The 12,320-nt window shown below is 67.8% G+C and carries 9 protein-coding genes; 1 reads left to right on the forward strand and 8 read right to left on the reverse strand.

The features are described 5' to 3' along the window. Positions 1-98: 98 nt before the first annotated feature. The 7 genes from acnD to KW836_RS07200 form a co-directional block, all read right to left on the reverse strand. Entirely contained in the window at positions 99-2,714 is a 2,616-nt protein-coding gene (gene acnD / locus KW836_RS07170; protein ID WP_218342840.1) for a Fe/S-dependent 2-methylisocitrate dehydratase AcnD, read from the reverse strand. Beyond that, positions 2,714-3,424, reverse strand: a complete 711-nt coding sequence (locus tag KW836_RS07175) for a GntR family transcriptional regulator (RefSeq protein WP_218342841.1) — start codon at positions 3,422-3,424, stop codon at positions 2,714-2,716. Before KW836_RS07175 ends, acnD begins: the two co-directional genes overlap by 1 nt. A gap of 138 nt (positions 3,425-3,562) precedes the next feature. Beyond that, the gene (locus tag KW836_RS07180; RefSeq protein WP_218342842.1) at positions 3,563-5,368 is read right to left on the reverse strand and encodes an NAD(P)/FAD-dependent oxidoreductase; all 1,806 of its coding nucleotides are present in this window, start codon (positions 5,366-5,368) and stop codon (positions 3,563-3,565) included. Positions 5,369-5,675: 307 nt separating this feature from the next. Continuing rightward, on the reverse strand, positions 5,676-7,574 hold the full coding sequence (locus KW836_RS07185) for a sigma-54-dependent Fis family transcriptional regulator (protein ID WP_218342843.1): 1,899 nt from the start codon (positions 7,572-7,574) through the stop codon (positions 5,676-5,678). 203 nt (positions 7,575-7,777) lie between these two features. Continuing rightward, positions 7,778-8,749, reverse strand: a complete 972-nt coding sequence (locus KW836_RS07190) for a tripartite tricarboxylate transporter substrate binding protein (RefSeq protein ID WP_175137862.1) — start codon at positions 8,747-8,749, stop codon at positions 7,778-7,780. A gap of 104 nt (positions 8,750-8,853) precedes the next feature. Beyond that, a complete protein-coding gene (locus KW836_RS07195; RefSeq protein WP_218342844.1) occupies positions 8,854-9,723 on the reverse strand; it encodes an alpha/beta fold hydrolase in 870 nt (289 codons plus the stop codon). Next, complete coding sequence (locus KW836_RS07200) at positions 9,720-10,322, reverse strand: amino acid synthesis family protein (protein WP_175122426.1); 603 nt, start codon at positions 10,320-10,322, stop codon at positions 9,720-9,722. Before KW836_RS07200 ends, KW836_RS07195 begins: the two co-directional genes overlap by 4 nt. A gap of 122 nt (positions 10,323-10,444) precedes the next feature. On the opposite strand from KW836_RS07200, the gene KW836_RS07205 reads away from it, so the two are divergent. Then, entirely contained in the window at positions 10,445-11,353 is a 909-nt protein-coding gene (locus tag KW836_RS07205) for a LysR family transcriptional regulator (protein ID WP_218342845.1), read from the forward strand. A gap of 33 nt (positions 11,354-11,386) precedes the next feature. On the opposite strand, the gene KW836_RS07210 is transcribed toward KW836_RS07205, so the two are convergent. Next, a complete protein-coding gene (locus tag KW836_RS07210) occupies positions 11,387-12,292 on the reverse strand; it encodes a LysR family transcriptional regulator (protein ID WP_175184715.1) in 906 nt (301 codons plus the stop codon). Positions 12,293-12,320 lie beyond the last annotated feature (28 nt).

Raw genomic sequence — 12,320 nt, forward strand, 5'->3', positions numbered from 1 at the left:
GTGTCGATCCTGAAATATCGGTCCTGAGATATCGGTCCTGAGATATCGGAGTAGGGCGGCGGGCGCTGCACACGCCCGCCGTTCGGTACAACGGCCGGTCAGGCCAGCTTGCCGGCGTCCGTCGCCGAGGCGGCTTCCAGGAAATCCTGGGCAAAGCGCTGCAGCACGCCGCCGGCTTCGAAGATGGACACTTCTTCGGCGGTGTCCAGGCGGCAGGTCACCGGCACCTGTTCGGTGCTGCCGTTGCGGCGGTGAATCACCAGCGTCAGGTCCGCGCGCGGCTTGCGCTCGCCGATGACGTCGTAGCTTTCGGTGCCGTCAAGAGCCAGCGTCTTGCGGTCGACGCCCGGCTTGAATTCCAGCGGCAGCACGCCCATGCCGATCAGGTTGGTGCGGTGGATGCGCTCGAAGCCTTCGGCCACGATGGCTTCCACGCCGGCCAGGCGCACGCCCTTGGCGGCCCAGTCGCGCGACGAGCCTTGGCCGTAATCGGCGCCGGCCACGATGATGAGCGGCTGCTTGCGGTCCATGTAGGTCTCGATGGCCTCCCACATGCGCATGACCTGGCCTTCCGGTTCCACGCGCGCCAGCGAACCTTGCTGCACCGAGCCGTCGGCGTTCTTGACCATCTCGTTGAAGAGCTTGGGGTTGGCGAACGTGGCGCGCTGCGCGGTCAGGTGGTCGCCGCGGTGCGTGGCGTACGAGTTGAAGTCTTCTTCGGGCAGGCCCATTTTGTGCAGGTATTCGCCCGCGGCGCTGTCCATCAGGATGGCGTTGGACGGCGACAGGTGGTCGGTGGTGATGTTGTCGCCCAGAACGGCCAGCGGCAGCATGCCGCGCAGCGTGCGCTCGCCGGCCAGCGCGCCTTCCCAGTACGGCGGGCGGCGGATGTACGTGCTTTGCGGGCGCCAGTCGTACAGCGGGCTGACGGCCGTTTGGCGGTCGTCTTTGATGCCGAACATGGGGGCGTAGACCTTGCGGAACTGCTCGGGCTTGACCGCCGACTTGACCATGGCGTCGATCTCTTCGTCGCTGGGCCAGATGTCCTTCAGGCGGATCTCGCGACCATCGGCGGCCACGCCCAGGACGTCGCGCTCGATGTCGAAGCGGATGGTGCCGGCAATGGCGTAGGCCACAACCAGCGGCGGCGAGGCCAGGAAGGCCTGCTTGGCGTACGGGTGGATGCGGCCGTCGAAGTTGCGGTTGCCGGAGAGCACGGCGGTCGCATACAGATCGCGGTCGATGATTTCCTGCTGGATCTTCGGGTCCAGCGCGCCGGACATGCCGTTGCACGTGGTACAGGCAAACGCCACGACGCCAAAGCCCAGTTGTTCCAGTTCGTGCGTGAGGCCGGCTTCTTCCAGATAGAGCTGCACGGCCTTGGATCCCGGCGCCAGCGAGCTCTTGACCCACGGCTTGCGCACAAGGCCCGCGCGGTTGGCGTTGCGCGCCAACAGGCCCGCGGCGATCACGTTGCGCGGGTTGCTGGTGTTGGTGCAGCTGGTGATGGCGGCAATGATGACGGCGCCGTCGGGCATCAGGCCCGGCTGGTTCTCGACCACGCCAGCGATGCCGCGCTCGGCCAGGTCGGACACCGGCAGGCGGCGATGCGGGTTGGACGGGCCGGCCAGCGTGCGCACGACGGTCGACAGGTCAAAGCGCAGCACGCGCTCGTACTGCGCCGTCTTCAGGCTGTCGGACCACAGGCCCGCGGTCTTGGCGTAGTTTTCCACCAGCGCGATCTGGTCGTCCTCGCGGCCGGTCAGGCGCAGGTAGTCGATGGTCTGCTGATCGATGGAGAACATCGCCGCGGTGGCGCCATATTCCGGCGCCATGTTCGAGATGGTGGCGCGATCGCCCAGCGTCAGGCTGGACGCGCCTTCGCCGTAGAACTCCAGGTACGCGCCCACCACCTTTTCCTTGCGCAGGAATTCGGTCAGGGTCAGCACGATGTCGGTGGCGGTGATGCCGGGCTGCGCGCGGCCGGACAGTTCGACGCCGACGATGTCGGGCAGGCGCATCCACGACGCGCGGCCCAGCATGACGTTCTCGGCTTCCAGGCCGCCCACGCCGATGGCGATGACGCCCAGCGCGTCCACGTGCGGCGTGTGGCTGTCGGTGCCGACCAGCGTGTCGGGGAAGGCCACGCCGTCCTGCGTGTAGATCACCGGCGACATCCGTTCCAGGTTGATCTGGTGCATGATGCCGTTGCCCGGCGGCACGACCTCGATGTTCTCGAAGGCCTGCTTGGTCCAGTCGATGAAATGGAAGCGGTCTTCGTTGCGGCGGTCTTCCACCGCGCGGTTCTTGGCGAAGGCGTCCGGGTCGTTGCCGTCGTATTCCACCGCCAGCGAGTGGTCCACGATCAACTGCACCGGCACCACGGGGTTGACCTTGGCCGGGTCGCCGCCCTTGTCGGCGATGGCGTCGCGCAGGCCCGCCAGGTCCACCAGCGCGGTCTGACCCAGGATGTCATGACAGACCACGCGCGCGGGAAACCACGGAAAATCCAGGTCGCGGCGGCGTTCGATCAGCTGCTTGAGCGCGTCGGTCAGCAGCGCGGGGTCGCACCGGCGCACCAGGTTTTCGGCCAGGACACGGGACGTGTATGGCAGGCCGTCATATGCGCCGGGTGCGATGGCCTCGACGGCCGCGCGGGCGTCGAAGTAGTCCAGGCGGGTGCCGGGCAGGTTCTTGCGGTACGACTTGTTCATCATGCCTCCGTGCGCTGTTGGGTGCTTTGCGCGATCTGTTGTTCGATGTTGATGCGGGATGCGCGGATGTGCCGGCGCATCAGAAGTTCTGCCAGTTCGCCATCGCCGTCGGCGATGGCATCCAGAATGCGGTGGTGCTCGGCATAGGCCTGCCGCGGGCGGTTGGGCGTCGTCGAGTACTGGATGCGGTACATGCGCGCCAATTGATAGAGCTCGTCGCACAGCATGCGGAACAGCATCTGATTGCCGCTGCCTTTGACGATGCGGTAGTGGAAATCGTAGTCCCCTTCCTGCTGGTAGTAGCCCAGTCCGGCCTGGAAGGCTTCGTCGCGTTCGTGCGCTTCCAGCACGCCGCGCAGCTCGTCGATTTCCGACGGCGGCATGCGGTCGGCGGCCAGGCGGCAGGCGGTGCCTTCCAGCGATTCGCGGATTTCGTAGAGTTCGACCAGTTCCTGGATCAACAGGGACACGACGCGCGCGCCGGCGTGCGGCACGCGCACCAACAGCTTCTGGCCTTCCAGCCGGTGCAGGGCCTCGCGCAGCGGACCGCGGCTGACCCCGTGTATGCGCGCCAGTTCGGGTTCGGAGATCTTGCTGCCCGGGGCGATCTCGCCCTTGACGATGGCGGACTGGATCTTGCGGAAGATGTGGTCCGACAGGGTTTCGCCATCGGGGGGCGGCGTGCCCGGCAGGGTGAGCACTTTGCTCATGGTGTCGACAATTCGTTCCGTTTTTGGGGTGATAAGCGGAAAAACGCGTGGGTAACGCGACGAAGTGTCAACAATTTACTCCCGGACGGGGGCGGGCGCAAGGGCCGTCGGCCCCTGCGCGCCCCGTTGCCCGTGCGCCTACCGCTTGTGGTGCACCTCCTGCATTCCGTATACCTGCACGGGGAGGCCGGCGTGGCGGGCCTTCAATTGCAGGGACAGATACTGCGAGTAATGGCGCGACTGGTGCAGGTTGCCGCCGTGAAACCACAGGCCCTCCTGCTGCGTGGGCTTCCACATGTTGCGCTGTTCGCCTTCCCACGGTCCCGGGTCCTTGGTGGTGGCCGACCCCAGTCCCCAGCACTTGCCAACCTTGTCCGCGACCTCGGGACTGATCAGGTCCGCCGCCCAGCCGTTCATCGAGCCGTACCCGGTGGCGTAGACCACCAGGTCGGCGGGCAGGGTGACGCCGTTGGTCAGCACGACGGCGTCGCGCGTGAGGCGGCTGACGTCGGTGCGCGATTGCAGCTTGATGCTGCCGTCGATGATGAGATCGCATGCGCCCACGTCGATGTAATAGCCCGAGCCGCGCCGCAGGTATTTCATGAAGAGGCCCGAGCCGTCGTCGCCCCAATCCAGCATGAAGCCTGCGGCTTCCAGCTTCTGGTAGAACTCGGCGTCGCGCTCGCGCATCTGTTCGTAGAGCGGGATCTGGAATTGCGCCAGGATCTTGTAGGGCACCGACGCGAAGGTCAGGTCGGCCTTGCGCGTGGTCATGCCATTGGCCAGCGCCTGCTCGGAATACAGCCCGCCCAGCCCGATGTCCATCAGCGTCTCGGAGCGCACGATGTGTGTGGACGATCGCTGCACCATCGTGACGTTGGCGCCGCCTTCCCACAACGCCGCGCAGATGTCGTGGGCCGAATTGTTGGCGCCGATGACGACGACGTTCTTGCCGCGGTAGGCGTCCGGGCCGGGGTGGCGCGAGGAATGCTGCTGCTCGCCCTGGAATTCATCCTGCCCCGGAAAGCTGGGCACGTTGGGCTTGCCCGACATGCCGGTGGCCAGCACGAGCTGCTTGGGTCGCAGCACCACGGGCTTGCCCTCGCGCACGACGTGGACCTCCCATTCCTCTTTGTCCTCGTCGTAGCGTGCCGACTCGCAGACGGTGGAGGTCCAGTAGTTCAGCTCCATCACCTTCGTGTACATCTCCAGCCAGTCGCCGATCTTGTCCTTGGGCGCGAAGACGGGCCAGTTTTCGGGGAAGGGGATGTAGGGCAGGTGGTCGTACCAGACCGGGTCGTGCAGGCACAGCGACTTGTAGCGCTTCCTCCAGCTGTCGCCGGCGCGCTCGTTCTTTTCGAGGATGAGCGTGGGCACGTCGAGCTGGCGCAGACGCGCGCCCAGCGCGATGCCGCCCTGTCCGCCGCCGATGATCAGCACGTAGGGCTGCGTCTCGTAGCCCAGCTCGGCGGCTTCGCGCTCGCGTTTTTCGAGCCAGGTCTGGCGTTCGCGGCTGTGGCCGTGCTGGGCGCCCATGGGCCGGCGCACGCCGCTCGGTTCTTCGTGGCCCTTCAGTTCCGACATGGTGGTGAGCAGCGTCCAGATCTTGCCGTCCTTGACCCGGATGTGGCCGTAGCCGCGCGCGAGATTCGTATCGACGCGAAACCAGCCCTGCAGCAGGCCGCCTTCTTCGGTGGTCGCCTCGGCCTCGTCGCGGGTGAAGCGCACCGGCTCGACCTGTTGCAACTGATGTTCCAGCATGTCGCGGATCTGGTCCTGGCCTTCGAGCGTGCGCAGGTTCCAGGAAAACAGCACCAGGTCGCGCCAATAGCATTCGTCCTGGAACATCCGGGCAACGGCGTCGATGTCCTTGTTGCCCAGCGCAGTGTTCAGCTGCGTGAGCAACGCGTCCAAGGCGGCGTCGGCGGCGTGGTCGATCGGCATGTCATGTCTCCTTGCCCGTGGTGGGCGGTCGTTGTCGTGGCGGACGCACGGTCCGGCGGCCGGCGGTCCGGCGGTCCGGCGATCCGGCGATCCGGCGGCGGCCCCGTCCTGTGTCGGAAGGTGGTCGCCGATCAGGAACATGCAAATGCCATGCCAGGTGAGTCGGACGGGGGAAGCCCCGGCGCGCGCGGGTCGAGGCGGGAGTGGGGGTGTGGCGCGATGCCACACCTGTGGCGCAACGCTGTCGCGCAACCCTATGGCGCAACCCTATGACGCAACCCCGCGCGATCCGCGCAACGCTGCGGCGTCAGCGGCGCGAGGCCAATCCGTAGCGCCGCATCTGGCGATGCACGGTGGAACGGTCCACGCCCATGCGACGCGCCGCTTCCGATACGTTGCCCGCGCAGCTGGCCAGCGTGGCGCGCAGCGCGGCTTCCTCGGGGCTGCGAGCCGCTGGCGCTGCCGCCAGCGCCAGTGTGTCGGGCAGGTCGTGCGGCTGGATGACGCCGTGTTCGCATAGCGCGGCAGCCACCGCAATGACGTTGGCCAGTTCACGAATGTTGCCTGGCCACGCGTGGGCTTTCAGCGCAATCAACGCGGCAGGCGACAGCGCGGGCGCGCCGGATTCGTCCTGGTGCCGCGCCAGCATGCGCGCGATCAGCCAGTCCAGGTCCTGGCGTTCGCGCAGCGGCGGCACGGTGAGCGCGGCGGCGTTGATGCGGTAGTACAGGTCTTCACGAAAGCGCCCCTCGCGCACCAGCGCGCCCAGGTCGCGGTGCGACGCCGACACCAGCGACAGGCGCAGCGCGCGCGGCGCATTGGCGCCGATCGGCGTGACCTCGGATTCCGCCAACACGCGCAGCAGGCGGCTTTGCAGCGCCAGCGGCATGTCGCCGATCTCGTCCAGAAAGAGGGTGCCGCCGTCGGCCTCCTCGATGAGACCCTTGCGGCCCTTGGGGGCGGCGCCGGTGTAGGCGCCCGGCAGGTAACCGAACAACTCGCTTTCGATCAGTGATTCGGGGATGGCGGCGCAATTGACGGCGACGAAGCGGCCAGCGCGGCGGCTTTCATCGTGGATGGCGCGCGCAAGGTATTCCTTGCCGACGCCGGTTTCGCCCTGCAGCAGCATGGGCAGGCCCTGCCGCGCCAGCTTGGCGGCGCGCACCAGCAGCGCGGCCATGCGGTCGTCGCCGCCGTCCAGGCCGCGCAGCGCCGAGGGCGCCTCGCGCACCGCCACGGTGGCGCCGCGCGGCCGGCGGTTGGGTTCGATGGCGTGGGCAAAGAGGGCGTCGCCGTCACGCGCGACGATCAGCCGGTCCTGCGGCGCGCGGCCGCGCGTGTACTGCGGCAGATCGTCCAGCTGCACGTCGAAAAAGCGCGTCACCGGCAGGCCGATCAGGTCATGCGGATTGCGCCAGTCCAGCCCGGCGGCGCGTGCCAGCAGCTTGGCGCCGCTATGCGTCATGCCGAGCACGCGGCCGGCCCCGTCCAGCGAAATCGCGGCTTCCGGATCCACATCCAGGAATTCCGGCGAGCGGGCAAAGCGCAGCACCCATTCGTTGCGCGTGCGCGCCATCAGGTTGGCCAGCTCGATGCGCCGCGTGGTGCTGTTGACCAGATGCAGCGCCAGGTTCTGGCTGGCCTTCAGGCTGGGCGAACTGAGCAGCGAGATGTCCAGCACGGCGGCCAGCTCGCCGTCGGCGCTGTAGATGGGTGCGGCGGTGCAGGACAAGGGCGTGTGCGTGTTGTCGAAGTGATCGGTCTGGTGGATGGTGAGCGCTTCGCCCGTTTCCAGGCATGCGCCGACGGCGCAGGTGCCGGCGCGCTGCTCGGACCATTCCGACCCCAGATACAGCCCGGCCTTGCGCAGTTGGGCGGTCTGCTGGGCATCGCCCAGGAATTCCACGGTGACGCCTTGCCGGTCGGCCAGCAGCAGCACGTAGTTCTGGCCGGCCACCTGCCGGAACAGGTGATCCAGCCCGCTGCGGGCGATGGCGATCAGGGCTTCGGATTGCTGGCGGTGTTCACGCAGGCGGCCGTCCGGGACGATGTAGGCCTCGCAGGCGTGGGCCGGGTCGAGGCGGTACTGATCCAGGCAGCGCAACCAGCTGCGCACGACATGCGCGTCTCGCTGCGTGGGCAGGCCCTGGCCGACCTGTTCGATTTCGCGGATATGGGCGGAGTGCAGGGATTCCTGACTGGGCATGTCGTCTCCAGGTTTGCCCGATCTGCGCCGGATCAACGGGCAGCATGCCCAAGCGGAGACGCCGCTGTAAATGCTGGTTATCCAGCAGTCGCGCGGCCCTGGCAGCCGGCATCCCGGGGGGCCAAATCCGGCCCAGCAATCCGGCCCAGCAATCTGGCCCCGCGTTCCGGCCCCGAATCCCCCTTAAGTCGGCTTGCTACGGCCTACAGATCCACCCGCACCTTGCCCGACTGCACCAGCCCGGCGACATCCCGGATCTCTGCCAGCAACGCGTCCTGCAACTGCGCGGGCGTGCCACCGGTAGGCTCGAAACCTTGCTCAGCCAGCTTGGCGTGCACGGACTCGGTCTTCAGGGCGCGGTTGATGCCCTGGTTCAAGGCCGCAACCGTCGCCTCGGGCGTTCCCGCCGCGCAGTAAGTGCCGAACTGGATCTGCGCCGAAAATCCCGCAAAGCCGCTTTCGGCAACGGTGGGAATGTCCGGGTATTTGGGCAGGCGCTGCGGGCTGGTCACGGCCAGCACGCGCAGGCGGCCGCTCTTCAGGTAAGGCTCGACCGCGGCGACGGTGGCCACCACCACCTGGATCTGGCCGCCCAGCAGGTCGGTCATCATCGGGCCGGTGCCGCGATACGGCACGTGCAGCATCTCGATGCCGCACGCGGCCTGCAGCAGTTCGGTGGCCAGGTGCTGAGGCGTCGCGTTGCCCGGGGTGCCGAAGGTCAGCCCCTTGGGCTCGCGCCGCGCCTGCGCCACCAGTTCGGCGATCGTCTTGGCCGGCAGGTCGCTGTTGACCGCCACCATGTAAGGCGACCGCGCGATGGGGCAGACGGGGGCCAACTGTTTCAGCACATCTTCGGGCGGCCGGGCGTAGTAGCGCACCGACGGGACCAGGCCGGCAAACAGCAGCATGCTGCCGTCCTTGGCGCCATTGGCCGTGTAGTCCGCGCCCAGCATGCCGCTGGCGCCGGGTTTGTTCTCGACGATGACCGAGCGCTCCAGCGCGCCTTCCAGCGATGCCGCGATGACGCGGCCCAGCACGTCGGTGCCGCCGCCCGGCGGGAAGGGCACGATCACGCGCAGGGGCTGTTCGCGCGCGACGGCCAGGCGGGTGGCGGTGGCGCCCAGCGGGGCCAGCGACATTGCCGCGAGGGTCTTGATGAGGGTTCTGCGGTCCATGTGTTTTGTCTCCGTCCCCGCATCGTGGCGGGGTGTCGCGCATCGTCTCTGTCAGGGCGGACGATTTCGGGTTCTGGGGAATGCGGTTGATGCGGTGTCGTCAGCTAGGCCTTTGCAGAATGCGTCGGCGCTGAACCCGGTTGCGCCGAGTTCGCCTGCGTTGAATTCGTCAGCGTGGTTTGCGTCTGCGTGGATTGCGCCTGCGCCGGATGCGCCGACACAAAGCTGCGCAGCGCGGCCGCCACCGTGCCGGGTTCCTCTACCGGCAGCATATGACGCTGTTCGGGCGCCACGCGAGCGCACGCCCGAGGCAGCGCGCGCGCCAGCTCCCGCGTCATGCGCGGGTTGGAGCCGACATCGTTCTCGCCCGTCATGACCAGCACAGGACATTCGATGTCCGGCGCGGCCTGCGCCAGCAGCGGATCGCCCAGCGCGAACAGCGCGTAGGCGGACAGGAAGCTCTCGCGGTCGTTGTCCAGCAGGCGCTGTTCGATCTGCGCCACGCGCGCGGGCCGCGCCGCTTGAAACGCCGGCGTGAACCAGCGCGTCAAGGACACCTTGGCGGCCTCCTTCGGATCCTGCGTGGCGGCCGACGCCAGCCGGGCGCGCACCGCCGCGGCTTCTTCTTGCGTGCGGCGAAACACGGTGCTCAGCAGCACCAGCCGGCTGACGCGATCGGGGCGGGCCGCCGCATAGGCGCCCGCGATGAGGCCGCCCATGGAATAACCCAGCACGGTCGCCTGTTGCCAGCCCACGGCGTCCAGTTCCGCGTCCAGTTGCGCAATGAAGTCCTGAATGTCCGCCTGGCCGCGCAACGCGGGCGCGGCGCCGTGGCCCAGCAGGTCATAGCGCAGCACGTCGAAATCCGGCTCCAGCAAAGGCGCCAGATCGTCCCACAGCGTGTGGTCCAGGCCGACGCCGTGCAGCAGGACCAAAGGTTCGCCGCGGCCGGTGCGCCGCCGTTGCGTATTCATTTTGCGCGCGCCTCCTGCGCTTCCTGTTCCAGTTCCTTCAGGTCCGAATAGCGGTTGCCGATGCGGTGATGCGGACGGCCCGAGGTGGCCGCGCCCAGCGCGATCACGATCTCGTCCGGCGCCGGCGCGTCATTGATGGTGGTCTGTACCGTCAGATAGTGCGAGCGCAGGCCTTCGTCCAGCTTGTGCATCAGCGGCACCGAGATCACGCAGCCGGGGCCGCCGCGCATGTTGGTGAAGCTGAGATAGCTGGTGCCGCCCACCGCGTTGCGGTAGAAGTTGCCGAAACGCAGCGTGTGAATCAGCGCGGACGCGTGTTCGACCTCGCCGGCGGTGCCCACCACGGCGGCCTTGCCGTAGGCCTCGATGTTGTCCGCCGATCCGGCTTGGCGCAGGATCTCGCTGACCAAGAGTTCGCCCAGCGGCGGCGCGGCTTCCAGGATGCCGGGCCGCAGGTCTTCCTGGAACGGCAGGCCGGCCCACGGATTGCGGATCACGGCGGCGGCCACGATCATCACCAGCGGGCGTTCGGCTGCGCGGCCGCCTTCGATGAGGGTTTTCTCGACGTAGCTGACTACCTTGCGCACTTGCAGTGACATACGCGCTGCTCCAAAAGCTGGGGATGAATGACGAGTCCATTGTTCGGCTCGAAGCGCGTTTTTGACAATCCAAATTAACGTGAGCTAACTTCAGAAAATCCGAATTCAGTCCGGCGTCCGTCATGCCCACCCCCCTGAAAATCCAGCACCTGCGCCAGTTCCTGTTGGCCGCCGACCACGGCAGTTTTCGTGTCGCCGCGCAGGGCACGTTCCGGTCGCAGGCGGCCGTGTCCGCCGCCATGCAGGACTTGGAGCAACAGCTGGGCGCGCCGCTCTTCGAACCCGGCAAGCGTGCCGAGCTGACCGCGCTGGGCCAGGCGGTGGCGCCGCTGTTCCGCGAGCTGCTGGCCACGCATGACCGCGTGCTGGATGCGGCGCGGCAGTTCGGCATGGGCAGCCAGGGGCCCGTGGCGCTGGCCGTCATGCCATCGCTGGCCGACGAATGGCTGCCCCGTCTGCTGGAACGCTATGCGCGCAGCCATCCCGATGTCCGCATCCGCGCACTGGACGAAACGTCGCCCGAGGTGCACCGGCTGGTGCTGTCGGGAGAGGTGCAGGTGGGCGTGGCTGGACAATCCCCTCGCACGGCCGAGGTGGCCTTCACCCCGGTGGCGCGCGACGCCTTTGGGCTGGTCTGCAAGAAGAGCCACCCGCTCGCGCGGCGGCGGGGACCCGTGTCGTGGGCGGCGCTGGCGGATGAACGCCTGATCGGCAACGCCACCTTCGAAACGCTGAAGAACCGTCAACTCGGCAGCGGCATCGACGACCCGGCGATCGTGGTGTCCAACCGCGCGTCGCTGTTGGCCAGCGTGGTAGGCGGCCTGGGCGTGACGGTGCTGCCGGTGCTGGCGCGGCCCGCGGCGGGCAGCGGGCTGGCTTTCGTGCCGCTGGTGGAGCCCGTGGTCGAGCGCATCGTCGGCGTGCTGACACGCAAGGAAGAGACGCTGCTGCCGTCGGTGGCTGCGATGCACGCGCTGGCGCTGCGGTCGCTGGCGCAGTTCACGCGCCGCAAGGGCGCGGTGCTGGTGTAGGCGGAAAGCGGTCAGCCGGGCTGCGGGCCGGCGTCACCCTCCGCACGCATAGATCATGAATTGCCGGAAGGCCTCGGCCGGCTTGGCCATGGCCGCGCGCGGATGCCACAAAAGACCGGCTTCCATCGGCGGCACGGCGTCGGTGATGGGCACCGCCTCGATCTTGCGGCCTTCAAGCGACCAGGGGCGGTAGACCATATCCGACAGCATCGTGATGCCAAAGCCGTGCGCGACCAGCCCCCGCAGTGCTTCCATCGACCGCGTCCTGAAAGCAATGTCCGGCTGCAGGCCGTGGCTGCGCCAATAACCCAGCGTGGAACGTTCGCCCTCGTCCATTTCCAGCAGGATGTACGGATAGCGCGCAATGTCGGCTAGCGCGGGCGCGGCCGCCTGCGTCAGGGGATGGCCCGCCGCCGTCCACAACTGGCGCCGCGATCGCACCAGCACGTGATGGCCGAAGCGCTCGCGTTTGTCGATGTTGGACAGCAGCGCCACGCCCAGCTCCACGTCGCCGCTGGCCACGGCCTGTTCGATCTCGGGGCGGTCCAGGTCGACCAGGTCCAGCACCACGTCGGGATAGCGCCGCCGAAAGCGCGCCAGTAAATCGGGCAGAAAGTAGCCCAGCACCGTATACGACGCCGCGATGCGCACCGAACCGCGCAGCGCATAGCGCTGAAACCCCGGCTCGCGCAGTGCGTCATCCAGCGAATCGAGCACGTCGCGCGCGCGCTGGTGGAAGTTGTGGCCCTCGGGCGTCAGCGTCACCCCGTGCGCGTGTCGGTCGAACAGGCGCACGCCCAGTTGCGCCTCCAGCGCCAGCACGGCATTGGTGACCGCCGATTGGGACACATGTTCGTCGGCCGCTGCCATGGAAAACCGACCGGTGCGGGCGGCGGCGGCGAAGTACCGGAGTTGGCGGAGCGTGACTTCATTAGCCATGTGTTTTTCACATACCAGCTAGTCGAAT

It is taken from the genome of Achromobacter sp. ACM05, from assembly GCF_019218915.1.
Taxonomy (GTDB): domain Bacteria; phylum Pseudomonadota; class Gammaproteobacteria; order Burkholderiales; family Burkholderiaceae_B; genus Achromobacter; species Achromobacter animicus.